At 71.8% G+C, this 26400-nt stretch carries 23 protein-coding genes and 1 pseudogene; 15 read left to right on the top strand and 9 right to left on the bottom strand.

All coding sequences use genetic code 11. From position 1 onward, the window contains the following. Positions 1–254 precede the first annotated feature (254 nt). A complete protein-coding gene (locus tag FAF44_RS40050) occupies positions 255–698 on the bottom strand; it encodes an STAS domain-containing protein (protein ID WP_237108601.1) in 444 nt (147 codons plus the stop codon). A gap of 220 nt (positions 699–918) precedes the next feature. On the opposite strand from FAF44_RS40050, the gene FAF44_RS40055 reads away from it, so the two are divergent. Next, positions 919–1113, top strand: a complete 195-nt coding sequence (locus FAF44_RS40055) for a hypothetical protein (RefSeq protein ID WP_237108602.1) — start codon at positions 919–921, stop codon at positions 1111–1113. A 123-nt stretch (positions 1114–1236) separates the two neighbouring features. Here the strand turns inward: FAF44_RS40055 and eno are convergent, their stop codons facing one another. Then, positions 1237–2511 carry a phosphopyruvate hydratase gene (eno, locus tag FAF44_RS40060; RefSeq protein WP_237108603.1) on the bottom strand — a complete coding sequence of 425 codons (1275 nt, stop codon included), beginning with the start codon at positions 2509–2511 and terminating at the stop codon, positions 1237–1239. Positions 2512–2661: 150 nt separating this feature from the next. On the opposite strand from eno, the gene FAF44_RS55255 reads away from it, so the two are divergent. Beyond that, on the top strand, positions 2662–3615 hold the full coding sequence (locus FAF44_RS55255; protein WP_308193461.1) for a winged helix-turn-helix transcriptional regulator: 954 nt from the start codon (positions 2662–2664) through the stop codon (positions 3613–3615). Here FAF44_RS55255 and FAF44_RS40080 read toward each other — a convergent pair. Beyond that, on the bottom strand, positions 3590–4153 hold the full coding sequence (locus FAF44_RS40080; protein ID WP_237108604.1) for a helix-turn-helix transcriptional regulator: 564 nt from the start codon (positions 4151–4153) through the stop codon (positions 3590–3592). The two genes, FAF44_RS55255 and FAF44_RS40080, sit on opposite strands and share 26 nt — an antisense overlap. Positions 4154–4235: 82 nt before the next feature. Here FAF44_RS40080 and FAF44_RS40085 point away from each other — a divergent pair, with 82 nt between their 5' ends. Beyond that, positions 4236–5651 (top strand): S9 family peptidase, encoded by a 1416-nt coding sequence (locus FAF44_RS40085; RefSeq protein WP_237108605.1) that lies wholly within the window; start codon positions 4236–4238, stop codon positions 5649–5651. A gap of 74 nt (positions 5652–5725) precedes the next feature. Next, the gene (locus FAF44_RS40090) at positions 5726–6991 is read left to right on the top strand and encodes a deoxyribodipyrimidine photo-lyase (protein WP_237108606.1); all 1266 of its coding nucleotides are present in this window, start codon (positions 5726–5728) and stop codon (positions 6989–6991) included. A 9-nt stretch (positions 6992–7000) separates the two neighbouring features. Here the strand turns inward: FAF44_RS40090 and FAF44_RS40095 are convergent, their stop codons facing one another. Beyond that, positions 7001–7399: an RNA-binding S4 domain-containing protein gene (locus FAF44_RS40095; protein WP_237108607.1), complete on the bottom strand. Its 399-nt coding sequence runs from the start codon at positions 7397–7399 to the stop codon at positions 7001–7003. Positions 7400–7495: 96 nt separating this feature from the next. Here FAF44_RS40095 and FAF44_RS40100 point away from each other — a divergent pair, with 96 nt between their 5' ends. The 9 genes and pseudogenes from FAF44_RS40100 to FAF44_RS40140 all read left to right on the top strand — a co-directional run bounded on the left by FAF44_RS40100 (position 7496) and on the right by FAF44_RS40140 (position 16103). Beyond that, positions 7496–8290, top strand: a complete 795-nt coding sequence (locus FAF44_RS40100; RefSeq protein ID WP_237108608.1) for a S1C family serine protease — start codon at positions 7496–7498, stop codon at positions 8288–8290. Positions 8291–8329: 39 nt separating this feature from the next. Then, positions 8330–9319, top strand: coding sequence for a MoxR family ATPase (locus tag FAF44_RS40105; protein WP_237108609.1), 990 nt, complete (start codon positions 8330–8332; stop codon positions 9317–9319). Between the two features lie 6 nt (positions 9320–9325). Beyond that, positions 9326–10210, top strand: a complete 885-nt coding sequence (locus FAF44_RS40110) for a DUF58 domain-containing protein (RefSeq protein WP_237108610.1) — start codon at positions 9326–9328, stop codon at positions 10208–10210. Positions 10211–10253: 43 nt separating this feature from the next. After that, positions 10254–11204 carry a VWA domain-containing protein gene (locus tag FAF44_RS40115; protein WP_237108611.1) on the top strand — a complete coding sequence of 317 codons (951 nt, stop codon included), beginning with the start codon at positions 10254–10256 and terminating at the stop codon, positions 11202–11204. After that, positions 11205–12278: a VWA domain-containing protein gene (locus FAF44_RS40120; protein ID WP_237108612.1), complete on the top strand. Its 1074-nt coding sequence runs from the start codon at positions 11205–11207 to the stop codon at positions 12276–12278. It abuts the gene before it with no gap. Positions 12279–12326: 48 nt separating this feature from the next. Further along, positions 12327–13202, top strand: a complete 876-nt coding sequence (locus FAF44_RS40125) for a phosphorothioated DNA-binding restriction endonuclease (RefSeq protein WP_237108613.1) — start codon at positions 12327–12329, stop codon at positions 13200–13202. Positions 13203–13278: 76 nt separating this feature from the next. After that, positions 13279–14061: an SDR family NAD(P)-dependent oxidoreductase gene (locus tag FAF44_RS40130; protein WP_237108614.1), complete on the top strand. Its 783-nt coding sequence runs from the start codon at positions 13279–13281 to the stop codon at positions 14059–14061. Positions 14062–14096: 35 nt separating this feature from the next. Beyond that, positions 14097–14990 (top strand): amidohydrolase family protein, encoded by an 894-nt coding sequence (locus tag FAF44_RS40135; protein ID WP_237108615.1) that lies wholly within the window; start codon positions 14097–14099, stop codon positions 14988–14990. A gap of 125 nt (positions 14991–15115) precedes the next feature. Beyond that, positions 15116–16103 (top strand): annotated as a pseudogene (locus FAF44_RS40140) (cytochrome P450). 13 nt (positions 16104–16116) lie between these two features. Here FAF44_RS40140 and FAF44_RS40145 read toward each other — a convergent pair. The 5 genes from FAF44_RS40145 to FAF44_RS55260 form a co-directional block, all read right to left on the bottom strand. Beyond that, positions 16117–19200 (bottom strand): BTAD domain-containing putative transcriptional regulator, encoded by a 3084-nt coding sequence (locus FAF44_RS40145; protein WP_237108616.1) that lies wholly within the window; start codon positions 19198–19200, stop codon positions 16117–16119. Positions 19201–19541: 341 nt separating this feature from the next. Continuing rightward, positions 19542–20141, bottom strand: a complete 600-nt coding sequence (locus FAF44_RS40150) for a hypothetical protein (RefSeq protein ID WP_237108617.1) — start codon at positions 20139–20141, stop codon at positions 19542–19544. A 383-nt stretch (positions 20142–20524) separates the two neighbouring features. Then, on the bottom strand, positions 20525–21052 hold the full coding sequence (locus tag FAF44_RS40155; RefSeq protein ID WP_237108618.1) for a hypothetical protein: 528 nt from the start codon (positions 21050–21052) through the stop codon (positions 20525–20527). Then, positions 21053–22990 carry an alpha/beta hydrolase gene (locus FAF44_RS40160; RefSeq protein WP_237108619.1) on the bottom strand — a complete coding sequence of 646 codons (1938 nt, stop codon included), beginning with the start codon at positions 22988–22990 and terminating at the stop codon, positions 21053–21055. Between the two features lie 143 nt (positions 22991–23133). Further along, on the bottom strand, positions 23134–23262 hold the full coding sequence (locus tag FAF44_RS55260; protein WP_272895663.1) for a hypothetical protein: 129 nt from the start codon (positions 23260–23262) through the stop codon (positions 23134–23136). A gap of 213 nt (positions 23263–23475) precedes the next feature. Here FAF44_RS55260 and FAF44_RS40165 point away from each other — a divergent pair, with 213 nt between their 5' ends. Continuing rightward, complete coding sequence (locus tag FAF44_RS40165; RefSeq protein WP_237108620.1) at positions 23476–24600, top strand: hypothetical protein; 1125 nt, start codon at positions 23476–23478, stop codon at positions 24598–24600. Next, on the top strand, positions 24597–26393 hold the full coding sequence (locus FAF44_RS40170) for an ATP-binding protein (RefSeq protein ID WP_237108621.1): 1797 nt from the start codon (positions 24597–24599) through the stop codon (positions 26391–26393). Before FAF44_RS40165 ends, FAF44_RS40170 begins: the two co-directional genes overlap by 4 nt. Positions 26394–26400: the final 7 nt, after the last annotated feature.

Here is a 26400-nt window from a genome sequence, read left to right on the forward strand (position 1 = left end):
GTGCTCGGGGAGGGTGTGCGTGCGGCAGGCCGGAAGGGGAGGCGTAGAGGCCGGCCGGGATGACCGCTGATCTCTACGCCTCCGTGCCCCGTGCCTCCGGCCGGGCGGGGGTCATCCGCTCGGGTCCCGAAAGCGCACCGCGCGACCGGCGGCCCGCTCGGGTCCGGGAGGCGCGCCGCGTCAGCGGTGGCCCGCTCGGATCCGGGAGGCGCGCCGCGTGAGCGGCCGCACCCGGACGAGGGGCGGGCCGCGGCTCAGCACGTCGGCGCGGGCCCGTCGCCGACGTGGGCGCAGGCCATCGCGCCCGACACCAGCAGCTCCGTGACCGCGGGCACCGCGTCGGCCATGACGATGTGCCCGGCCAGCCCCGTGCGCCGCATCATGATCCCGCAGACCCGCGGCGGCCGGGCCACACCCAGGTCGCCGCCCACCGTGCGGGTCCGTTTCCACACCGTCACGATCGCGCCGAGCCCCGAGGAGTCGAAGAGCTCGACGTCGCCGAGATCGAGCACGATGCGCTGCCCGACCCGCCCGTCGTCGACGCCCTCGATCATCCAGTCGCGCAACGGCGGCGCGCTGGTGGAATCGAGATCACCCGCCAGCCTGAGCACCGAGCATCCCCCGATGCTCTCTCCGTCGGCGCGCAGCCGCGGCCCCCGCCAGAACGTCTCCCGCTTGTCACCTTCGATGGTTCTCACCTCCGGGTGACGCTATTGGTACCCACCGCAACAGCGGCCACGCCTGCCCCTGCCGTCGTGGCTGATCCGGCGGTCCCGCGGATGACCCAACATTGTGCAAGAAACAGTTCTCGCCCGGCCGATTTTTAACCGCGTCTTGGCCTGGACGCTTTGCGATCGCCCAGGCTTGGGCGCATCCTTACAACACAGCTCGTGCTTTGCCAGGAAAGGCGGGGGAACGATGGGCAGTGCCGTCTTCGTGACTCTGGCGGTGGCTCTCGGCGCGGTTGCGGCCTTGCTGTCAGGGATTGTTCTGTCGGTGCTGGGCGCAGGTGCTCTGGCGGCCGTTTCCGGTGGTGGAGGGGCCTTCGTGGCCATCACCACGCTGAGCTTGCTGGTCATTCAACTGGTCGGCGGCTTCGAGAGAAGACGGTAGCCTGAATCGCGGCGGAATATCCGATTTCCGGCGTCCCATTAGGTGCGGCCGGCCATTGTTCGCGGGCCCGTCAATTCCTTCGCCCGCACGTTTTCCGGTGACCGCCGCGGGAGAACCCGAGTTTCACCGGGGAAGGATCGCGCGGCCCGCGTACCGCGCCCGTGAACCCAACTCCTCCTCGATCCGGATGAGCTGGTTGTACTTGGCGGTGCGTTCGGACCTGGAAAGGGAGCCGGTCTTGATCTGGCCGCAGCCGGTCGCCACGGCCAGGTCGGCGATGCTGGTGTCCTCGGTCTCGCCGGAGCGGTGCGACATCACCGCGGTGTAGCCGGCCGCGTGGGCGGTCCGGACGGTGGTGAGCGTCTCGGTGAGCGTGCCGATCTGGTTGACCTTCACCAGGATCGAGTTCGCGATGCCGCGTTCGACGCCCTGGGCGAGCAGGGCGGGGTTGGTGCAGAACACGTCGTCGCCGACGAGTTGGCAGGTGCCGCCGAGGGTCTCGGTGACGAGTTGCCAGCCCTCGTCGTCGTCCTGGGCCATGGGGTCCTCGATCGAGATGACGGGGTAGTCCGCGACCAGGCCGGCGAGGTAGGCGACGTGCTCGGCGACCGACCGCCGGACGCCCTCCCCGGCGTAGTCGTAGAGCCCGTCGCGGAAGAACTCCGACGCGGCCGGGTCGAGCATGACGGCCACATGGAGGCCGGGGACGTAGCCGGTCTGCTCGATGGCGGCCAGGATGAAGTCCAGCGCCTCCCGCGCCGAGCGCAGGTCGGGGGCGAAGCCGCCCTCGTCGCCGACGCCGGTGTGGTGGCCGGCGGCCTTGAGCGCCGCGCGCAGGGTGTGGAACACCTCCGAGCCCATCCGCGTGGCTTCGGCGAAGTTGTCCGCCCCGATGGGGGCGATCATGAACTCCTGGAAGTCGATCGGGTTGTCGGCGTGCGCGCCGCCGTTGACGATGTTCATCATCGGCAGCGGGAGCAGCCCGGAGTCGGGGCCGAGGTAGCGGTAGAGCGGCAGCCGGTGCGAGGCCGCGGCGGCCTTGGCGACGGCCAGCGAGACGCCGAGGATCGCGTTCGCGCCGAACCTGGCCTTGCCGGGGGTGCCGTCCAGCGTGATCATCGTCTCGTCCACGGCGGCCTGGTCCTCGGCGTTCATGCCGGTGACGGCGGCGGCGATCTCGCCGTTGACGGCCTCGACCGCCTGGCGCACGCCCTTGCCGTGGTAGCGGCGCGGGTCGCCGTCGCGGCGCTCGACGGCCTCGTTCGTGCCGGTCGAGGCGCCCGAGGGGACGGAGGCGCGACCCCGGGAGCCGTCCTCCAGGACGACGTCTGCCTCGACGGTCGGGTTGCCCCGGCTGTCGAGGATCTCCCGGCCGGTCACCTGGACGATCGTGGTCATGCCTTCCCTTTCACGTCTCCGTACGAGACAGGCGCGCACCGAGATCCGCCAGCGGATTTCAGATGGGAACTCACTAGGTTTCGATAGGGAACTTACACTGGGCTCGGCGCTGACGCCATCCGTCACGCGAGAACGGCGAGGAGACGAGCGGTGGCACGAGAGTTGCGGGAGCAGGACGCCGTCTGCGCGATCGCGCAAGGGGCGGCGGTGGTCGGTGAGTGGTGGAGCCTGCTCATCGTCCGCGAGGTCACCCGCGGCCGGCACCGCTTCGACGACCTGCACGACGAGCTGGGCATCTCGCGCCGGGTGCTGGCCGAGCGGCTCAAGCACCTGCTCGACCACGGCGTGCTGGAGCGCCGCCCGTACCAGCAGCGGCCGACCCGCTACGAGTACCACCTGACCGAGGCCGGCCGGGCGCTGACGCCGGTGCTGATCGGCCTGCAGGACTGGGCCGACCGCTTCCTGCTGGGCGCCGGCACCCCCACCGGCGGCACCCCCACCGACGGCACCCCCACCGACGGTGGTCCGGAGGCCGGCCGGTTGCACGCGCTCGCCGGCTCCGGGGTGCCCGGCCCGCTGCGGCTGCCCGCGTCCGGCGGCGGCGAGGCGGACGAGGCGGACGTCGTGGACGGCGACGCGCCCGCCACCGTCATCTTCACCTACCCGGCCGCCGACCCGCCCGGCCCGCCGCCGGACCCGTCAGCGCTCCCGGACCGCACGCCGGAGAGCCGGCTGTTCCGCGCCGCGGCCCCCGCCTTCGCCGCCGCCGGGGTCGCCCTGCGCGGGGTGAGCACCCAGCCCCCGGACGAGCAGCGCGCCCTCGCCCTGGCGGAGGACCTCCCCTTCCCCCTCCTGTCGGACGTGGACCTCGCCCTGTGCGCGGCCCTGCGCCTGCCCACCTTCCGCACCGGGCAGAGCCTGCGGCTCAGGCGGGCCGTCATCGTCGCCGACGCCGACCGCGTGATCCACCACGTCCGCTACCCGGTCACCGACCTGCCCGCCGCGGTGGGCGAGGCCCTGCGCCTCGGCGGCGACCTGGCCCGCGACCGGTCCGCCGCGCGGCGGGCCAGGCCGGGCCTCAGTCTTCGTCGGCGGGCAAGGTGAACAGGCGGACGTAGACGGGCCGGGCCTCCGGCGGGGCCTCGCCGGCCTGGTGGCTGTAGCGCAGGAGCAGCGCGACGTACTCGTCGAAGAAGGCGTCGAGCTCCTCCTTGGTCATGCGGGCCAGCCCGCGCGACCCCTTTGCCCAGCCGGGGTCGGCACGGTAGGCGGCGGGGAAGCGCTCGAACAGGACGCGGTCCTCCTCGTAGCCGACGCGGTGGAACTCCTCCAGCACCGCCCGGTCGTCCGGCGCCACCTCCCCGGGGGTGGGCAGGCGCAGGTCGCGGGGGAGTTCGGCGCGCCGCCACCAGCGTTCGCGGCCCGACGAGCGCTCGGGGATCTCCTCGATGAAGCCGTACTTCTCCAGTTGGCGCAGGTGGTAGCTGGTCGTGCCGGTCTTCGCGCCGAGCAGTTCGCCGAGGGTGGTGGAGGTGGCCGGGCCGTGCACGTTGAGGTGGGTCAGCATGCGGCGGCGCATCGGGTGGGCCAGCGCCTTGAGCCGGTCGGGGTCGTCGAGCAGGAACGGCTCCTCGTCCTTCATGGCGATCAGGCTACTCCTCCTCCAGAACGATATCTGCAGACATCTCTTTGCCGATATATCTCTGCAGACTAGTCTCGGCGATATGAAGAGATTGCTCGCGGCCGTGGCCGCCGCGTCCTTGCTGCTCGCGGGCCCGGCCCCGGCCGCCGCCACCGGCGCGTCACCCGCCCTGCCGGGCGACCTGAGCTCGACCGAGGTGAGCTTTCGCGGCGGCGGGAACCTGCTGCTGCACGGCAGCGTGATCAGCCCGGCCCGTGCCGAGGGCGGCCGGCCCGGAGTCGTGCTGGTGCACGGCGCGGGCACCGGGACGCCACGGGAGAAGCTGCTGGGCGAGGCCGTCGCCTTCGCCCGGCAGGGCATGTCCGTGCTCGTCTACGACAAACGTTCCGAGGGGTACTCCCTGTTCGACCGCTCGTACGGGCAACTCGCCGACGACGCGCTGGGAGCCGTCGAGACGCTCAGGCGGCACAGCGGTGTCGATCCGGCCAAGGTCGGCCTCTGGGGGCTCAGCGAAGGAGGCTGGGTGGCGCCGATCGCCGCGTCCCGTACCGAACACGTCTCCTTCGTCATCGTCGTCGGGGCCAACTCCCTCGGCCCGCTGCGGCAGCAGGCGTGGGCGGTGGCGGCGGGGCTGCGCAAGGCCGGCGTGCGCGGCTCGCTCGTGGACCGGGCCGAGCCCACCCTGTACCGGGTGATCGCCGACGGCGGGCTGTTCCCCGAGCCGTACCACGACGCGGTGGCGGTGCTCGCCCGCGTCCGGCAGCCCGTGCTCGGGATCTGGGGCGTGCACGACCTGCTCACGCCGCCCAGGGAGACACCGCCGATCTTCGCCGCGGCCCTGGAGCGGGGCGGGAACCGCCGGTACACCTTCCGGTACTTCGCCGGGGCCGACCACGCCGCCCACCTGACGCCCGACGGCGGGGTCACCCGGCTGCCCGAACTCGCCCCCGGCTACCCGGAACTGGTCGGGACGTGGGTGGGCCGGGCCACCTCGGGCCGCGCCCCCGTCGCCCAGGTGTCCGGCCCCGCGCCGGTGCAGGCCGACGACTCCGCGGACGTGCCGCCCACCGGGTGGTGGGAGTCGGCGGGAGTGCACCTCGGGGTGTGGCTGCTGCTCGTGCTGGCGTTCGGGGCGTATCCCGTGCTGGCCGTGGTCCGCCGGCTCAGGCGGGTCAGGGCCGAGGGGGCGCGGGTCGGGGCCGCCGGCCTGGTCAGCGCCGGCGGCCTGACGGTGCTGCTGGGCGGGCTCGGATACGTCGGCTACGTGATCATGACCGGCGCGAAGCTGGCCGCGCCCGGACCGGTGCTCGCGGGCCGGCCGGTCGTCTGGCTCGCGCTGCAGGCCGTCGCCCTGGCGACCGTTGCGGCCACGGCGCTCACGGCGGCACGGTGGCGGCGGGTCGCCGCCCCCGGCGAGCGGGTACGGCTCGGGCTGCTGATCGCGGGCGGCGCGGTGTTCACGCCGTGGGCGCTGTACTGGGGGCTGCTGCTGCCCTGAGGCCGCCGGGAAAGTCGGGGCCCGCACCGGCGCTGCGCCGTGCCGACGGCGCCGCCCGTGGCCACACTGTCCCGATGGACACCGCGATCGTGCTCTTCAACCGGGACCTGCGCGTCCACGACCATCCGGCGCTCGCCGCCGCCTGCGAGCGGGCGGAGCGGGTGGTGCCGCTGTTCGTGCTCGACCCGTCGGTCCCCGAAGGCCGGCGGCGCGGCTTCCTGCTGCAGTGCCTGGCCGACCTGCGGGCCGCGCTCAAGGAACGCGGCGGCGACCTGGTCGTACGGCACGGGGACGTCGTCGGCGAGACCATGAAACTGGCCGGCGAGGCAGGCGCGACCGTGATCCACGCCAGCGCCGACGTCAGCTCGCTGGCCCGGCGACGCGAGGAGCGCCTGGCCGGGGAGCGGATCGAGTACGTCCGCTTCCCCGGCGTCACCGTCGTGCCCCCTGACGAGTTGCGCCCGTCCGGCGGCTCGGACCACTACCGCGTCTTCACCCCTTACTGGAACGCCTGGCGTCGCCACCGTCACCGCCCGGTGCTCCCGCCCCCGGGCCAGGTCCGGCTGCCCTCCGGCCTGCCGGTGGGCCGGCTGCCCCGGCAGGAACCGGTCGCCGGGACGCTGCGGGGCGGCGAGTCGGCGGGCCGCGAGCGCGCCGAGCGGTGGCTGCGGGACGGCCTGGCCGGCTACGCCGACGGGCACGACGACATGGCGGGCGACCGTACCTCGCGGCTCAGCCCGTACCTGCGCTTCGGCTGCGTGTCGCCGCTGGAGCTGGCCTGCCGCGCCGAGCACGGCGAGGAGTTCGTCCGCCAGCTCTGCTGGCGGGACTTCCACCACCAGGTGACCTACGCCTTCCCGCGCATCAACCGGGAGAACTACCGCCGCCGGGAACGGAGCTGGCGGCACGACCGGCAGGCGCTGCGGGCCTGGCAGGCCGGCATGACCGGGCTGCCCATCGTGGACGCGGGCATGCGCCAGCTCCTCGCCGAGGGCTGGATGCACAACCGGGCCCGTCTCATCGTGGCCGCCTACCTCGTCAGGCGGCTCGGCCTCGACTGGCGCGACGGCGCGGGGCACTTCTTCGAGCACCTGCTCGACGGGGACGTGGCCAACAACTCGGGCAACTGGCAGTGGGTGGCCGGGACCGGCAACGACACCCGTCCGAACCGCGGCTTCAACCCGCTCCGCCAGGCCCGGCGCTACGACCCCGCGGGCGACTACGTGCGCCGGTACGTGCCCGAGCTGGCCGACGTCCCCGGCGCGAAGGTCCACGAGCCGTGGCGTCTGCCCGCCCAGCCCGAGGGCTATCCCGCGCGGCTGGACGGAACCGACGAGTAACCGGCCCGTTCACTGGGGGTGGGCCCGGCCCTCCGGACGTCCGAGCAGTTTGTCGAGGTCGCGGCGCTCGCGCTTGGTGGGACGGCCCGCCCCACGAGCCCGGACGGCCACCGTCACCGTCTCCTCCTTCGGCGGGGGCGGCGGGCTCTTGTCGACGTAGCACTCGGCGGCCACGCCCGCGCCGACCCGCTTGGTGATGACCTTGGAGACGACCACGACGCGCTCGCGCCCCTCGTGCCGCAGCCGCACCTCGTCACCGGCCCGGACGGCGTGCGCGGGCTTGACCCGCACCCCGTTGACCCGGACGTGCCCGCCCCGGCAGGCGTCGGAGGCGATCGACCGTGTCCTGGTCAGCCGCACCGACCACATCCAACTGTCCACCCGGGCGCTCGGCTGCTCACCTGCCATCCCGACACTGTACCCAGCGGTCGCGCGGCCGGGTTCTCATGGAGTTCTCAGGTGGAGTTTGTGGCACTTTGAGTTGGATTTTATGACTATGGAGCGATGGAGCACGTGCCGCAGGAAGCCGGTGCGGCCGGGGCTCGGGGAGCCGTGGCCGGGAGGGCCCGGCGGCTCGGCGCCGGAGGCGGGGTGCTCGTCGTCGTGGCGGTGCTGGCGTACTGGCTGGGCAGCGGCAGCGGGAACGGCGGGCAGGCCACGCCCGGACCGAGCCCGACGCCGACGCCCAGCGTGACCCTCACGGCGTCCGAGGTCTTCGAGAGGGTCGGGCCGTCGGTGGCCGTCATCCAGGCCGGCGAGGCGCTCGGCACCGGGGTGATCGCGGCCGACGACGGGACGATCCTGACCGCGCACCACGTCGTCGAGGACGCCGACGGCGTCACCGTGCTCTTCGCCGACGGCACCAGGACGAAGGCCGCCGTCACCTCCGCCAACCCCGAACTCGACATCGCGACCCTCAAGCCCGCCAAGCTGCCGGAGATCGTCGTCCCGGCGACGCTCGGCGGGGCCGTCTCGGTGGGCGCGCCCGTCGTGGCGATCGGCAACCCGCTCGGCCTGACCTACAGCCTGTCCACCGGCGTCGTGTCGGGCCTGGACCGGACCGCCGGCCGGACGGCCAAGGACGGCGACCTGAAGGGGCTCATCCAGTTCGACGCCTCCGTCAACCCCGGCAGCTCCGGCGGCCCCCTCCTGGACACGCGCGGCCTGGTCGTCGGGATCGTCGTCTCGATGGCGGACCCGGGAGGCGACGAGGCGTTCGCCGGCATCGCGTTCGCGGTCCCGATCGGCGTGGCCCTGGGCGGCGACGAAGGCGACGGCCCGCCGGGCCCCCAGATCTGAGAGCAGCAGGACCCGAGCCGTCACGAGAAGGAACACCACATGACCCCGACCAGGCTCCCCGAGCCGGCCCACCCGCTCGAACAGGTGCTGTTCGAGGTCAAACGCACGATCGTCGGGCAGGACGTCCTGCTGGAGCGGATGGCCGTCGCGCTGGTCGCCGACGGCCACCTGCTGGTGGAGGGGGTGCCGGGCCTGGCCAAGACCCTCGCCGTGCGCTCGCTGGCCGCCGCGATCGACGGCAGCTTCCAGCGGGTCCAGTTCACCCCCGACCTGGTGCCCGCCGACCTCGTGGGCACGCGCGTCTACCACCAGCACTCCGGCGAGTTCAGGACGGAACTCGGCCCCGTCTTCGCCAACCTGCTGCTGGCCGACGAGATCAACCGCGCCCCCGCCAAGGTGCAGAGCGCCCTGCTGGAGGTGATGCAGGAACACCAGGTGACGATCGGCCGGGAGACGTTCCAGGTGCCCGAGCCGTTCCTGGTGATGGCGACCGAGAACCCGATCGAGTCGGAGGGCACCTACCCGCTGCCCGAGGCCCAGGTCGACCGCTTCATGATGAAGGTGGTCGTCGACTACCCGACGCAGCCCGAGGAACAGGCGATCGTCCAGCGGGCGCTGCGCCCGCCCGAGCCGCCGCAGGCGATGGTGACGACCGAGGACCTGATCGCGATGCGGGCCCGCGCCCAGCAGGTGTACGTCGACCCGGCGATCGTCGACTACGCGGTACGCCTGGTCTCCGTGACCCGCTCCCCGGCCACGGCCGGGCTCGGTGAGCTGGAACGGTACGTCACCTACGGGGCCAGCCCGCGCGCGTCCATCGCGCTCGTCACGGGGGCCCGCGCGCTGGCGTTCCTGCGCGGACGCGACTACGTCCTGCCGCACGACCTGGCCGAGCTCGCGCTCGACGTGCTGCGTCACCGGCTCGTGCTGTCCTACGAGGCCCTGGCGGACGACGTCGACGCCGACACGATCATCACCAGGGTGCTCGGGGCCGTCCGGACCCCCGACGTCGTCCTGCGGAACCGCTGAGCCGCCATGGCCACCACCCCCGACAAGCTGCTGCTCCGCCTGGAGTGGAAGGTCGTCCGCAGGCTGGACGGCCGGCTCCAGGGCGCCCACCGCACCGCGCACCGCGGCGCGGGGATCGACTTCACCGGGCTGCGCGCGTACGGCGAGGGCGACGACGCCCGGCACATCGACTGGAACGTCACCGCCCGGCTGGACGAGCCGCACCTGCGCGTGTTCACCGAGGACCGCGAGCTGACGGTGTGGCTCGTGCTCGACCGGTCGGCGTCGATGCTGGCCGGCCGGCCCGGACGCGGCAAGCACGACGTGCTCGCCGAACTGGCGCTCGTCCTGGCCCGGCTGTTCGGGCGGGGCGGCAACCGCGTCGGCGCGCTGCTGTTCGACACCGGGGTGTCGCGCGTGGTGCCGCCCGGCACGTCCCGGCGGCACGCGCTGCGGATCGGGGCCGAGCTGGCGCGCGCCTCCGGGACGCCCGGCGGGCGTACCACCGACCTGGCCGAGATGCTCGACGCGGCCGGCCGGCTCGCCCGCCGCCGCGCGCTCGTCGTCGTGCTGTCGGACTTCATCGGCGACGGCGACTGGGAACGCGCGCTCCGGCGGCTGGCCCGGCGGCACGAGGTGGTCGCCCTGCGGATCGTGGACGCGGCCGACGACGTCCTGCCCGAGGCGGGGCTGATCGTGGTCGAGGACGCCGAGACCGGCGAGCAACTCGTCGTCGACTCCGCCGACCCGCTGCTGCGGGTACGTTTCCGCGAGGCCGTGGACGAGCGCGACGCCCGGCTCGCGGCGGGCATGCGCCGGGCCGGGGTGCCCGTCCACCGCGTGGACACCGATCGCGACCTGGCCGAGGCGCTCGTCGAGGTCGTCGCCCGGACCCGGGACCGGTCGCCATGACCGAACACGCAGGGGTCCTCGAGGTCGTCCGCGGAGGGGGATCATGACCCTGTCCGCCCCGCTGCTGCTGGCCGTCGGAGTGCTCGTCACGGCGGCGCTCACCTGGGCGGCCGTCGTCTCGGCGCGCCGCCGCTCGGCGGCACTCGCCGCGGCGGGCGTCGCCGTGCGCGGCGGAGGCCGGGCCCACCTCGGTGCCGGACTGACGATCGCCGGCGTCGCCGTGCTCGCGATCGCCGCCGCCGGCCCGGCCGCCATGGTGCCGGTCCCGCGCGCCGAGGGCACCGTCATCCTCGCCATGGACGTCTCCAACAGCATGAACGCCGACGACGTCGCCCCCACCCGGCTGGCGGCGGCCCAGCGGGCGGCCCGCGCGTTCGTGCGGGCGCAGCCTGCCAGTATCGACATCGGAGTCGTCGCCTTCGAACAGGGCGCGCTCACCACCGCCCGTCCCGACGCCGACCACGCCGTCGCGCTCAAAGCCATCGACCGGCTGAGGACCACCGGCGGCACCTCGCTCGGGACGGCCATCACGGCCTCGCTGTCGGCGATCACCGGCAAGCAGGTGGCCCTCGGCCGCGACGGCACCGCGCCCGACCTCGGCTACTGGCCGTCCGCGACGATCGTGATCTTCTCCGACGGGCAGAACCGGGGCGCGGACCTCGAACCGGCCGCCGCGCTGGCCCAGCGGGCGGGTGTGCACGTCCACACCGTCGGGGTCGGCACCACGGCCGGGGCGACGGTGCAGGTGGACGGCTACCACCTGCGGACCGCTCTGGAGGAGGAGACCCTCACCTTGATCGCGCAGACCACGGGCGGCGGCTACCACCCCGCCTCCGACGCCGCGCGGCTCGACGGGATCGCCGACACGATCGACCTGCGGCTGACCGTCTCCGACGAGCCGCTGCCGCTCGCCGGCGGGCTCATCTGGCTCGCCCTCGCGCTGCTCACCGGGGGAGCGGCGGTCACCGTGCTCCGGTCCGGGCGGGTGATCTGAATGGCGTTCGCGTGGCCGTGGGCGCTGCTGTCCGTCCTGATCATCCCGCTGATCCTCGCCATCCGCTGGTGGGCGCGCCGCCGCCGCCGGCGCGCCGCCGTCCGCGTGACCTCGATCGCGCTCGTACGCGCCGCGCTGCCCGGCCGGACCCGCTGGACGCGGCGGATCCCGCCGGCGCTGCTCGTCGCGGGGCTCGCGCTGCTGGCGGTCGGGGCCGCGCGGCCCCAGGCGTCGCTGCCGGTGCCGATGACGTCGGCGACGATCCTGCTCGCGCTCGACACCTCCGGCTCCATGTGCGCCACGGACGTCGATCCCAACCGGCTCACCGCCGCCAGGAAGGCCGCCGCGGACTTCATCGAGTCGCAGCGGGGCGGCCCGCGCATCGGCCTGGTCACCTTCGCGGGCACCGCCGGGCTGATCGTCCCGCCCACCGACGACACCGACGCGCTGATCGAGGCGCTGGACGGCCTGACCACCTACCGCGGCACCGCGATCGGGCAGGCCATGCTGACCTCGATCGACGCCATCGCGGACGTCGATCCGTCGGTCGCCCCCACCGGCGCGACCCCTCCGGCGAACGGCCAGGCGGGCTACGCCGGCGCGGCGATCGTCGTGCTCACCGACGGCGCCAACACCCAGGGCGTCGACCCGCAGACCGCCGCGCGGGAGGCGGCCCTGCGCCGTGTCCGCGTCTTCACCATCGGCTTCGGCACCACGAACCCCGCCCCCATGGTCTGCGACAGCTCCCAGGTCGACAGCCGCGGCTTCGGCGGGTGGGGCCGCGGTTCCGGCGGCTGGGGCGGCTTCGACCGGGGTGGCCGCAACATCCGTGTGATCGACGAGCCCGCGCTCAAGGAGATCGCCCGCACCACCGGCGGCTCCTACCAGCGCGCCGAGGACGCCGGCCAGCTCCAGAACGCCCTGGACAACCTTCCCGGCAGCTTCACCGTCATCCACCAGCAGGTCGACACGTCCGCCGCCTTCGCCGCGGGCGGCGCCCTGCTCGTCACCGCGGCCCTGTCCCTCTCCCTCTGGTGGAACCGCCCCCGCCCTCCGGGCCGGGCGTCCGCGTGACCGCAACGGCCGGGCGGATCCCGGCCGGCCGTCCTACACTGGCCGATCGTGGACTGGATCGAGCGGGTCGCCGAGATCCGGCGCTGGACCAGGGGCGGGGAGCGCGCGCCGCACAAGCCGCTGCTCCTGCTGTACGCCCTGGGCCGGTTCCAGCGGAACGGCAACCGTCCCATCGCGTTCAGCGCCGCCGAGGCCGAACTCAAGAAGCTGCTCAAGGAGTACGGCCCGCCGCGCGACACCAGCCCCGGCTACCCGTTCCACCACCTGACGACCGACGGCCTGTGGCTGGTCGACACCCGGCACGGCGCCGGCAGTCCCGGCCCCGGGCTGGGCCGCCTGCGCGACAGCGAGGCCGCCGGCCGCCTGCACCCCGACCTGGCCCGCGCGCTGTCGGAGGAGCCCGGCCTGCTCGGGCGCATCGCCCGCCACCTCCTCGACGCCAACTTCGCCCCGTCCCTGCACGCGGACCTGTGCCTGCTGACCGGCCTGGACCTGGAGACGCCGGCAACCGGCACGGAGCTCACCAAGCGCCGCGATCCGGGCTTCCGCGACCGGGTGCTCATGGCGTACGAGTACTGCTGCGCGTTCTGCTCCTACGACGGCTGGCTGGACGGTGCGGTGGTGGGCCTGGACGCGGCGCACGTGCGCTGGTGGGCCTTCGACGGCCCCGACGACGTGGCGAACGGGTTGTGCCTGTGCGCGATCCATCACAAGCTGTTCGACAAGGGAGTGCTCGGGTTGACCGAGGAGCACGCCATCGCGGTCTCGGCCAGGTTCGTGGGGCGGTCGGGGGCCTCCCGCGACATGGTGCTCGCGCTGGCCGGCCGTCCCGCGCGCAGGCCGCAGCCCGGTCTGGACGCCGTCGATCGGGAGCACCTCGGCTGGCACGGCCGTCAGGTCTTCCGCACGCCCGCCCGCGGCTGAGGCAGATTCTGCAATGACGTTCTAGAATCACCCCAGAAGATCCACGAGCCGGCGAGAGTCCCAGGAGAGGACGGCCATGGGCGTACTGGAAGGCAAGGTCGCAGTCGTCACCGGAGCGAGCAGGGGCATCGGCGCCGCGATAGCCGTACGGCTGGCGGCCGAGGGCGCGAAGGTGGTCGCCGCCGCCCGTACCGTCGAGGCGTCGCAGAGCCGCCTCGAAGGGACGATCGGCGACACCGTCGCGCGGATCGAGGCGGCCGGCGGCACCGCCTTCGCCCAGGCCACCGACCTGTCACGGGAGCCCGACAGGACGGCGCTCATCGAGGCCGCGACCCAGCGGTACGGCGCGGTCGACATCCTCGTCAACAACGCCGCCGTCACCTACTTCACACCGGTGCCGGAGTTCACCGACCGCCGCTACCGCCTGATGTTCGAGGTGCAGGTGAACGCCCCCTTCCACCTCGCCCAACTGGTCGTGCCCGGGATGCGGGAACGCGGCGCGGGCTGGATACTCAACATCTCCTCCATCGCCGCCCGCCACCCGTCGTTCCCGCCCGGCGCGTACGCCGGCTTCGGCGGCACGGTGTACGGGATGTGCAAGGCCGCGCTCGAACGCTTCACCACGGGCCTGGCCGCCGAACTCTACGCCGACGACATCGCGGTGAACGCGCTCTCGCCGAACCAGGTCGTCCCCACCCCCGGCACCCTGTTCCACCGTCTCACCAGCGACGACGACCCCGACGCCGAGCCGCCCGGCGTCATGGCCGAGGCCGCCCTCGCGCTGTGCCACCGCCCGGCCGCGCAGCTCACCGGCCGCATCGCCTACTCCCAGGACCTGCTGGCCGAACTCAGAGGGTGACGGATCCCACACACACGGGAGCGGGGGAGAGCGACATGAACGATCACCACGTGCCTCCGGAGGCCGCCGAGATCCACCGGTTCCGGACGCGGCTCGGCCTGCCCGGCCTGATCGACGTGCACACCCACTTCATGCCCGAACGCGTCCTGCACAAGGTGTGGGCCTACTTCGACGCGAACGGCCCGCTGACCGGCGGCCTCGCCTGGCCGATCACCTATCGCCAGGACGAGGCGGCACGGGCCGCGCTGCTCCGCGAGTTCGGCGTCCGGGCCTTCACCTCGATGCTCTACCCGCACAAGCCGGGCATGGCCCGGTGGCTGAACGCGTGGGCGGCCGACTTCGCCCACCGCACCCCCGGCTGCCTGCACACCGCCACCCTCCACCCGGAGCCGGACACCGAGGCGTACGTCCGCGAGGCCGTCGAGGCAGGCGCGCGGGTGTTCAAGGCGCACGTGCAGGTGGGGGCGTACGACCCGGCCGACGAACTGCTCCAGCGGGCATGGGGCGTACTGGCCGAGGCGGGCGTCCCCGTGGTGATCCACTGCGGCTCCGGGCCCGCGCGCGGCAAGCACACCGGCCCGGAGCCGATCGCGCGGGTGCTGGCGCGGCACCCGCGGCTGCGACTGATCATCGCCCATCTGGGGATGCCCGAGTACGAGGACTTCCTGGACCTCGCGGAACGCCACGACCAGGTCCTGCTGGACACGACGATGGCGTTCACCGACTTCACCGAGGGCTACCTGCCGTTTCCCCGCCGGGCCCTGCCCCGGCTCGCCGCGCTCGGCGACCGCGTCCTGCTCGGCTCCGACTTCCCCAACCTCCCCTACCCCTACGTGCACCAGCTCCACGCCCTCGACCGGCTGGGGCTCGGCGAGGAGTGGCTGCGGGCGGTGTGCCACGACAACGCGGCACGGCTGTTCGGAGTGTGAACGATCGAGGGTGCCGGGCGCGGCGTCGTGTCAGCGGTCACGTCAGCACGGCGACAGCCCGATGTCAGGACGATCGGCGAAGGTGAAGGCCACGAACCGGAACCACCGCGAGATGAGGAATGGTCATGGCCGACTCCGTCCACACCATCACGACGATGCCGGCGTCGCGCCGGCCCGGCTGTCCCTTCGACCCGCCCGCGGAGCTGACCGAGGCCCGCGAGCACGGCCCGATCAGCCGCTTCCCGTTCCCCGACGGACACCAGGGCTGGCTGGTCACCGGCTTCGACCTGGCCCGGTCGGTGCTCGCCGACCCGCGGTTCAGCTCGCGCAAGGAGCTCATGCGCCACCACCCGCTGATCGACTACGGCGACATCGAGGTGCCTCCGGCCCCGCCCGGCGAGTTCCTGCTCATGGACGACCCCCAGCACAGACACGTTCCTCAGCGGGGAGACCAGCGACGAGGAGCTGATCGCGGCCTACACCGGCACCCAGCAGTACCTCGCGGAACTGGTCGCCGCCAAGCGCGCCCACCCCACCGACGACGTGCTCAGCGACCTCACCGACAGCGACCTCACCGACGAGGAGCTGCGCGGCGTCGCCCTGATCCTGCTCGCCGCCGGCCTCGACACCACCGCCAACATGCTCGCCCTCGGCACCTTCGCGCTGCTGCGCAACCCGGCGCAACTGGCCGCGCTGCGCAGCGACCCCGCACTCGCCGACCAGGCCGTCGAGGAACTGCTGCGCTACCTGAGCGTCGCCAAGCAGTTCATGCGAACGGCCCTGGAGGACGTCGAACTCGGCGGCCAGACCATCACGGCCGGCTCGGCGGTCATCCTGTCCTTCCACACCGCCAACCGCGACCCCGGCCGCTTCCCCGACCCCCACACCCTCGACCTCGGCCGCAAGGACGGCGGGCACCTGGCCTTCGGCCACGGCATCCACCAGTGCCTGGGCCAGCAACTCGCCCGCGTCGAGCTGCGCGTCGCCCTCCCCGCGCTGGTCAACCGCTTCCCGACGCTACGCCTGGCCGTACCCGCCGACGAGATCCCGCTGCGCCCCGAGACCGCCGACATCTACGGCGTCAAGAGCCTCCCGGTCACCTGGGACGCCTGACGAGCCGCGCCGCTCACGACGCGAGGACGTGCTCGGCCAGCTCCTGCCAGCCCGGCCCCCGACCGGCACGGCTCGCCTCGGCGAACGCGGCCTCGCCGAGGCGGTCGCGCGCCTCCGCCGCGATCCGGGGAACGTCCGGCTGCGAACGGTCCGGCATGCCGCGCATGTCGTCGCCCGCCGCGAGCAGGCGGACGGCCAGCTCGTCCTGCCCCCGGCGGAGCGCCAGATCCGCGATCCCGACCAGCACCTCGGCGACCATCGGCGGATACATGTACTCCACGGCCACGCGGAACGCCTCGGCCCGGTGCGCGCGGGCCTGCTCGAGATCCTCGGTGAGGTAGGCCGACAGGTCCATGACCTTGGCGCGGAAAGCCTCGCCCAGCGCCTCATCGTCCAGCAGCGCCAGCACCGTGGCCAGGTGCCGCCGCGCCTGGTCCGGCTCGCCGCGCCAGCGCGCCAGTTGCGCCTTCGCGAGCGCCAGCTCGACGAGCACCCCCGGCCAGGCGATCCCGCCCGCGTACCGCTGCGCCTCCGCCATGGCCGCCGCGCTGGAGCGTTCGTCACCGAGCAGCCAGTGGAGCTGGGCCTGCCGCGCCCGCAGGCCGATCACGTCCTCGGTCGCGCCGACCTCGGTCAGCGCCACGATCGCCGCCTCGTGCTGCTCGCACGCGCGCGCGAACTCGCCGCGCATCGCGAGCCGGTCGGCCAGGAAGGTCCGCGCCAGCGACACCCCCCACCGGTCACCCAGCGCCCGGAACTCGGCGAGCGCGAGCTCGATGTCGGCGTCCACGCCGGTCTCGTCGCGGCCGATCGTCAGCCGCATCCGGCCACGGGCGAGCCTGGCCTGCGCGCGCACCCACGGATCGACGTCGGCGACCAGCGACTCCGACGCGGGCAGGAACTCCGCCGGCTCCTGCAACATCCGCGCCAGCGGCTCGACGAACCCGAGCAGCCGGTGCTGCCGCCCGCCGCGCCGGACGAGCCGGTGCGCCTCCTGGATCCACTCCCGCGCCCGGTACTGGTCGCCGCCGAGCCCCGAGGACATGAACACCGTCACGATGAAGTACGCCATCGCCCGCACCTCATCGGGCACCTCACCCTCCAGCGAGGCCGCCGCGACGCTCAACTCGGTGCCCTCGGCCCGGTGCCCGCTGAGGAACCAGTACCAGCCCACGGCCGAGACCAGCCGCATCGCCTCCTCGGCCCACCCCTCGGCGATCGCCCCGCGCAGGGCCGTGCCGATGTTGTCGTGCTCGGCCGTGAGCGTGGCCAGCCACTCCAGTTGCCCGGCCCGGCGCAGGTGCGGCTCGGCCGTCTCCGCCAGCTCGATGAAGTAGGCGAGATGCGCCCGCCGGGCCGCCTCGCTCTCCCCGGCCTCGGCGAGCCGCTGCGCCGCGTACTCCCTGATGGTGTCGAGCAGCCGGTAGCGCGGCGTGCCCCCGTCGTCGGCGAGCAGCAACGACTTGTCGATCAACGCGGTGAGCACGTCGAACACCTGCTCCCCGGACGCCCCGTCCCCGCACACCCGTTCGGCCGCCTCCAGGCTCACCCCGCCGGAGAACACCGAGAGCCGCCGCAGCACGCCGCGCTCGGACTCGGTCAGCAGGTCCCAGCTCCAGTCCACGACCGCGCGCAACGTCTTGTGCCGGGGCAGCGCCGTACGGCTGCCGCTCGTCAACAGCCGGAACCGGTCGTCGAGCCGACGCGCGAGCTGATCGACGGACATCGTGCGCAACCGTGCCGCGGCCAGCTCGATCGCCAGCGGCATCCCGTCGAGCGCCCGGCAGATCCGCACCATGGCCGCCAGGGTGTCCGCACCGGAGCCGATGTCCTTGCGCACCAGATCCGCGCGGTCGCGCAGCAGCCGCACCGCCGGCGAGGCCCCGGCCGCGGCCGGGTCCGACCCGCCCGCGGGCAGCGCGAGCGGCTCGACCTGCCACAGGACCTCCCCGGTGATACCGAGCGGCTCCCTGCTCGTCGCCAGGATCCGCAACCTCCGGCACTCGCCCAGGAGCCGGTCCGCGAAGGCCGCCGCCGCCTCGATCACGTGCTCGCAGTTGTCCAGGATCAGCAGGATCGCACGCTCCCGGACCGCGGCGACGAGCCGGTCCATCGGCTCCCCGCCCCGCGCGCCGCCGAGCAGCCCCTGGTCACGCAGGCCGATCGCGGTGAGGGCGGCCTGCGCCAGTTCACCGCCCGTCCGGACCGAGGCCAGCTCGACCAGCCACGCCCCGTCCGGCAGCTCGGCGAGCATCGTCCGGGCGGTCTCCGTGGCCAGCCGGGTCTTGCCGGAGCCGCCCGCCCCCGTCAAGGTGACCAGCCGGTGCCGGACGGCCAGACCGGCGACCGCGGACAGGTCCTCGTCCTTGCCGACGAAACTCGTCAGCTCGGCGCGCAGATTCGTCCTGCGGGTCTCGCCCAGTTCGCCCCGCAACACCGCGGTGTGCAGCGCGGACAGCTCCGCCGACGGATCGGCGCCCAGCTCCTCGGCGAGCCGCTCACGCGTGCGCTGATAAACGGTCAACGCCTCGGCCCCGCGCCCCGCCTCGGCCAGCGCCCGCATCAACGCCCCCACGAACCGCTCCCGCAGCGGGTACGTGGCGACCAGCTCGGCCAGCTCGGACAGCGACTCCGCGCCGTGGCCGAGCAGCAGGTCCGCATCCACCCGGTCCCCGAGCGCGGCGACGTGGAGCTCGTCCAGCCGCGTGACCGCCGCGTCGAACGCGTCACTGCCGTGCAGCGCGATGTCCGCCATGGCCGCCGTACCCCGCCACAGGGCCAGCGCCGAACGCAACAACTCCGCCCGCGCCGCGGGCTCGGCGGCACGAGCCTGCCCGACCAGGTGCTCGAACCGGCCCGCGTCCACCGCATCGGACGCCACGGCCAGCCGGTACCCGCCCGCCTCCGCCTCGATCACCCCGTCCGGCAACACCCTGCGCAACCTGGACACCAGCGCCTGCAGCGCGTTCACCTCGTCCGCGGGCGGCTGCTCCCCCCAGATCCAGTCGACCAGCCTCGCCCGCGTGACGACCCGGCCGGGTTCCAGCGCGAGCGCGGCCAGCAACGCCCGCAACCGAACCCCGGGAACCTCCACCACGACCCCGTCGTGACCCTTGACCTCAAACGGCCCCAACAATCCAACACGCACACCTCAATTCTGCCGAACCCCACCAAACCGCCGATCTGACCCCCAGGCAGATCAACAGGAGACGTGGTTCGCGGGTGCGCCCAGCCGAGATAGACCGCCGACTTGACTGTCGAGTTCGTCCACGAAGTCGATGACGTGACGGCGGGACTGCGCCGCCTGGGCCCGCCGGGCAGCACCCCCGACGTGGCAGCTCGCGCCTGGGCCGACTGCACAGCGGCACACCGCCTCACGGTCCAGCATCGGCCGCGCCGTCGAACGGGATCACCGCCGCGGTACTCGCCATCTCCTGGTCATGAAGCGCCGGCGCTGAGCTGATACAAGAACTGTTGTATCTGGACGGGAGTGCGGACCTCGACGGCGTGCGGAGAAACTTTTGCCCTGTCGAACGTGTGCGCCGAGGAGGGACAGTTCGGGCAGTGGTCGTGCGGGTGCATCTCAGTGGTTTCCACGTGCCACACGTTCGCACGCAAGGAGAGCGAATCCACCAGCCACAACTGGAAGTCGTCGCGGTGTTCGACCAGGTAGGTGATGTAGGTAGGGAGAATGGACTGCGCGACCGTCTCGGCCGCATCGGCCAGAACGACCCCTTGGGACTGCTTGCTGGGAGCCGGGTGCCAGCCTCTGGAGTGCTGGTCGGTGTATTCGATCAGGTAGACGAATCGCTCGGTAACCCCGGGGAAGTCCGACTCGCCGACCTGTTCGGCGGCCTCAGCCGAGAGCCGAGCCCAGTTGGCGATGCCGGCGTACAACGCCGCCTGCTGCCTGCTTGACAGGGGCTCGTCGGGGTTGGTGGTCGTGTCCAGGCGCGGCATGTTGAGCAGGGCCGCCACCTGGTGGAGCCGGTAGAGAGGGACCAGGCGGTTCCGAGCGTCAGTGAGATCGTCCGTCACGGCCTACAGTGTGGACGGTCGTCAAACGCCTGGTCAGCCGAAGACCAAAAGATCTTCCATTGCATCCCTCCGAGCCCCTGACAAGACACGCAAAGGCCCCCAACTGCAGCGGGACGCGGAGTCGGTCGCGAGAGGAGCGCCGCCGTCCAGAGGTTGTCGATCAACAAATGAGGTCATGCCGCACCGACGGGCGCCATCGATCTGGTCGGCATGTATGTCGGCCTCATGTTCGACGGGGCAACGGCGGCCCAACCTGCCGCGCAGGTTCCCGAAGACCGTGCTGCAGATGGAGGGATGGCTCTGTCGGAGCTGAGTCACGATGACTTCACTCCTGACGATTCGGCCAGCACGAGCGTGGTCATCTTGGTGGGGCTGCGCTGGTGTCAGGGGGCGGAGGAGGGCTCGGGGGTTCCGTTGGGCCAGAGGCAGGTGGAGGTGGCGCCAAGGCTGAGTACGTCCTCGGCCGCCAGGCTGATGGTGATGAGGAAGTCGTCGGGGCGGGAGTGCCCGTAGAGCTGCAGGCCGTTCTCGTGCTCGACCGCGATGTAGTGGCCCTGCTTCTGCCAGTACGCCTTCACCGCGGTGACCACCTCCTTGAGTGTGTTCTTGGCCGTGGGCAGTCCGCGCAGGTAATAGGAGCGGCTGACCTCGATCCGGTCTTCGGAGCCGCCGTCTTGCGGGTCGAGGCAGAGGCCGTCGTTGAGGCTGGGCTGATACAGGTCCAGCTGAGGCTTGGGATGGATGACGCTGACGGTCCCGTTGATGAGCTGCTCGATCCGGGTGAGCGCCTGCGCTTTGGTGATCGTGGGCTTGTCGGCCGATGGATTCATGGCTCCTCCCAGGGCTCCGCCGGGCGCGCATCCGGCGACGAGAATCACTGCTGCGATTAGCAACCGGACCGTGCGGAACATCTAGTCTCCCGTCGGCATGGGTGACGACTGTGGGGTGGGCGACGGCGGGGACACCGGTTCCGAAGAAGGGCGTGACGGAGGTGACGGAGCCAGATGGGGCGTCGGGACCGGCGCCTGTTTCGGCGTCGGGAGTCTCGATACTCGATCGTATTGGCCGTTGATAATGAATCCCATGTTTTCCAGGGAAGCAGAGCGCTGAGCCCAGTAACCGGAGTGTGTACCAATGTCGTACCCGGTGAAAGCCAAGGGGCCTGACACCGGTGTGGGATGTACGACAAAGCGGTTGGCGCCGAAGGCGATGTTGCTGGGGTCGGTTCCGAAGGGGCCCGCACCATTCGGGAGCCAGGGGTTGAGTATGCCTGAGATGGGGTTTCGTCCGCCGCTGATGGGGAGATGTCCGAGGTCGGCGATGGGGTCCTGGGGTGACTCGCCTACCCAGACCTGCTTGACTCCGAGGTCGCTCGCCTGCGCTGCCATCGTCCCGGGACTTCCTACAAGAATGAGTTGGTCGGCGAACGTCCCTTTCCGTGTCTGCGCGGCCATGCCGGTCACCACGCTGCCGTAGCTGTGTCCCAGTACGGTGAATCGCGGTGTGCCGGCTGCTTGGTGGGTGGCGTGGAGACCGTCGAGGAATCCGGCCAGTGTGCCTGCCCCGGCCTGGGCGAGGTTGGGCGATGCCACGGAGGTGTCGGCCAGGAGAATTCCCCCGTCGAGCTGTGGCGCCTCGTAGCCGAGCCAGATGATCGAAGCGGTCTTCGTATGGGAAGGGGCGGAAAAGTTGGCCTGGTCCCACAGGGTCGCGGCGCGGGACGCGTCGCCGCCGATCCCCTCCAATGTGCTGCCCGTACCTGGTACGGAGGTGACTACCGAGTCGGCTTTGTCGGGGTCGCCGAAGGAGATGGCGGCCTTGCCGAGTCCGCCCAGTTCGACGTTGAGCAGGAGCGCCGGCGGACGGCCGTTGACTCCGCCCATCGCCAGGCTCTTCTCGACGGCCGCGATCTGTCGCTGTTCCGCTTCCAGCGCATCGATCTCCATGCGTATGGAGGACTGCCGCGCCCCTCGCTTCATCCGCTCCTCCAGCGCCCGCAGTTGCGCCAACTGGTTGGCGAGAGCGTGCTTGCGTAGGCCCAGGTAGGCGCGGTTCGCGCTGTCGCGGGTGGCGGCGGGTACGCCGTTGAGCGAGCCGATCAGGTGCGGTGCGGCGTTGACGATGCGCTGGCGGGCGGCCGGGTCGAGGAGCTGCCACCAGGAGCTGACCCGGGCGGCGAGAGTCGGGTCCTGGCCGGTGTCCTGCGCCGCCACCACCTTCTCCAGCGCCGAGGGGCCGCCGGCCGCGGCGGCGGTGAGCAGGGCGCCGACGCCACTCGGGTCGGGGGCGGATCCGCCGAAGAGCCCGAAGCCGAGCAGGGCCGCGTCGGCCAGGTCGCCGTCGGGACGCTGCTGGAGTACGGTCAGCCGCCTGCGCAGGTCGGTGGCCTGTCCGATGGCCCAGGAGCCTACTGCCGCGACCTGTTGGGCGGGCGCGGCACTGACGCATGCGGACGCCAGCGCCGCGGACAGCAGACTTCCCGCGGCGGGGAGGTCATGCCCGGCGCGCTCCAGGTCGGCCACCATGCGGGTCATCGCCGCCACGTTCATCCCCGCGTAGCCGCCTCCTGCGGACGTGGCGACGGGAAGCGGCGTCGACAGCGACGGCGCGGTGGCCTGACCGCCGAGGGCGCGGATGCGCTCGACGACCTGCGCCGCGGCGGTCTCGAAGGCCCGCTGGAGCCGGGTGCGCTGGTCACGGGTGGCCTGCGTGAAAGGGCCCGCGCCACCGCCGACCCAGGCGTGGGCCGCCATGTGACGCATGCTGGAATCGAGCGCGCCGATATGATCGCTCGCCAGCCGCACCACGCGACTGAAGGCTTCTTCCAAACCGGCTGTCTCGCCCCCCACACGTGCGACGATGTCATGCTTCGCTGCTGGTCGTCCGGGCGACATGCGGAGTCGTTATGGGAGGCGCACCAACCGCAGATCCTGGTAGCTCGTCGAGTTTGATGACGTCCTGGCCGGACTGGCCCACCTCCGGCCACATGCGGTCACCTGGTGAGCTGGCGCCAGACGGCGGCGGCCAGGGCGAGGCTGCGCTGGGCGATGCGAGTGCCGATGCCGCTGGTGGTGCGGGCACCATGGAGTTCCAGGTCGAGTTGAGGGTGCCGTTGACGCACCCGATGAGCTGACGGATCGGTTGGCAGGCCGGCCCGCTCGACCTCCCCAGCCCAGCCTGGACGAAGTAGGACAGGACCACACTCATGCGTGCGGCCGCCGCCGACAGTGACCCGGTGCTTATGAGGCCTGGAACCCCGCCGGTCTCGTGGTTAATCTGCTCCAGAGCGTGGTGATCGGTTGCGAAGCGTCACTGGCGGAGGTGTGGAGGTCCAGTGGAACAGCGTGATGCGCAAAGCCTTGCCGACATCCTGTCGGTTGCCCCGTGGATGGAACTCGAAAAGTATGTCGACCACCTGCGGGATCGGGTGGATGCGGCTGTTCTGGCCTCGCACGGGCGGCGGGAGCAGCTCCGCGCCGAGATATTGGCCGACAATCCAGATTTGAGCGCGCACATTCGCCGTCCGTCGCCCGAGAAGACGCAATGGGCCAAGCACCTCCTGCGCACCGGGATCGTCGCCGCCTCCGATGGGACGCTGGCCGCCGTACCCCTTCTGAGCGGTACGAAGATCCAGGTGGGCGTGGTGATCGTCACCAACACCGGCGAATCCGTCGGCCTCGTGACAAGGGTCTTCGAGCACGAGCTGACCACCACCGGCGACACGGCCAGGGAGTTCTTCGACAATCTCCGCAAGGTGCACGGCACCTCGAACCTGGCCAGCCGCGCCCTCATGCTCTTCGGCGAACGCAAGCTTCTGCTCGCGCAGGAGGCCGACTGGCGGATGATCCACGGAGAGCTGATTCCCTTCGAACTCCGTACGGGCGTGGGACATCCGCGAGAGAACCTGCCGCCGGTCTTCGATCTCGTCCGCCACTACATCAAGAACCAGCGATTCATCGCGGTCAGTGAAAGCCCCGAGGACCTGGACGTGCTCAACGCCGGCATCGTCCTGGAGCCGGGGGAGTTCATCGAGTTGCGTACGCTGGCCGACGACCTGACCGGTTTCCTGGACGGCGATGAGAGAGCGGGAACGACCAAGGCGGGGTTCAACAACCTGGACCGCGCGAGGTTCCGGAGCTTCATCGCAGAGGTGGGGCCGGAGGTGACCATCCTGCTCATCAAGGCCGGGCATCGTCCGTTTCTCCTGGAGTGCCACCGGGAGCGGGTCGAGGAGGCGGCGGCGCTCTTTCTCGCCGACGCGCTCTGGACGCGAGGTCTGCCGGACACCGGCGCGCCCGTGACCGCGCGCGGCTTTCCTTTCCACATCGACCTCGCCGACAACGTGGCCCGCACGATGTTCAAGGGCGGGGAGTTCCGGACGTTCATCGAAACGCGGTTGATGGAACTCGGGGTAGAACACGGACTTGCCGATCTGGACCCACGGAGGACACGAGGATGAGCTCGGACACCGAGGCCGAAGCCGAGGCCGAAGAACCGCGGGAAGAGCCGAAGGACCAGCACGACGCGCCTTCTCCCGCAGAGCAGGAGATTCCCGGCGAAGACCTCGAGGCCGCCGAAGCCAGCCTCGCCCGATCGCTGATCACCCTCGGCTTCGTCGCCTTCGACGGACCGGGGACGGACAACACCAGCAGCGGCGTCCTGGTCTCCGAGCAACTGCGCCGCCATTTCCGCCGCGACGCCTACGTGGGCGTCAACGACACCGAACAAGGCATCACCTTCCTCGGACGCGTCGTCGAAGGCCCCTTCCACAGCCCACACGAGATCGGCCCCGATTCGGCCATCAGCCGCACCACACTGCTCCATCCGGAACGCACCCAGTTCCGGCCCACCTATTACGCCGCCGGCACGATCGAGATTCTCGGCGAGGTCACTCCTTCGGAGAACGTGCTCCCTACTTCGACCCGTCCCCGGCCGTACTCCCAGGTGTTCATCTACCCCAGCGACCGGCTGCGTCGGATGCTCGGCATCGAAGGCGACATGCAACTGGGCTCGTTGCTCGGCTATGACGATGTGAGAGTCGAGGCGGACTCGGCGAACAAGGGTTTCCTGCCGCGTAACGCCGGCATCTTCGGCACCGTCGGATCGGGTAAGTCCAACACCACTCAGGTGCTGATGGAGGAGGCCGTTCGGGCCGGGTGGGCGGTGGTCGCCATTGATGTCGAGGGCGAGTACGTACGGATGGACAAGGGGAACGATGAGCCGCACCTCGCGCGCCTGCTGGAGGAACGCTTCGAGGAGCGGCGTCCGCGCGGCATACCGGACTTCCGGGTGTACGTGCCGAACGCCGGCATGACGGACGCGCCCGATCCGCTGCCTTTCAAGGTGCCGATCGCCGATGTGCCCGAGGAAATCGTCGCCGACGTCCTCGAGTTCACCGAACCCCAGGTGAGGATGTGGGGTGCCATCACGAGCCAGGCCCGGCGCAACGCGGAGACGGCTTCCCGTCCGGGCAGGATGGGCGCCCTCGCCGCTCCCGCACCGCCTTCTCCCGACCGCTCGTACGATCTCAGCGACCTGATCGACGGCTTGCAGGAGGATCCGACCACGGGCGGCATGCCGCTGCTCTCGCCGAAAATCCCTTCGACGGAGAAGGCCACCGCGTCCACGCTGAGGAACAAGCTGTACAAGCTCGGCAGGTCCGAGATGCTCGACTGGCGGCCCACGAGGAACACCCCGTACCTGGACGTGGACGAGCTGCTCGTGGAGCGGCGCCTGAGCGTCTTCGACGTGAGCGAGACCAACGACAGCGCCCGCAACATCGCCATCTCCTTCCTCCTGCAGGCCCTGTTCGACCGGGTGATCGCGGTCGCTCGCGGCGAACCCATCGGGAAGGACGGCCGGCCGCGCCCGCCGGTGCTGGTGGTGATCGAAGAGGTGCACACGTTCGTCTCGCGGTCCAGTGCGGGCAGGATGCGAGCGGTGCTGGACCAGTTGCAGGTCATCAGCCGTCGTGGCCGCAAGCGCTGGATGGGTCTGGTGCTGGTGTCGCAGCAGCCCGGTCACGTGCCCGAGGAGTTGTTCGAGCTGGCGAACACGCGGTTCATCCATCAGCTCAAGTCCGCCGGCAACCTTGCCCCGGTACGTGCCACCACGGGCGGCGTCCATGAAGCGCTGTGGTCGACGGTTCCCGCACTGGGGCAGGGCCAATGCCTGCTGACGGGCTCGGTGTTCCGCAACCCGGTCTTCGTGCAGATACGTCCGGCGCGTTCCCGGCGTATGCACACGGCGTGACGAAGCC

The sequence above is a fragment of the Nonomuraea sp. MG754425 genome, from assembly GCF_021699195.1.
GTDB lineage: Bacteria > Actinomycetota > Actinomycetes > Streptosporangiales > Streptosporangiaceae > Nonomuraea.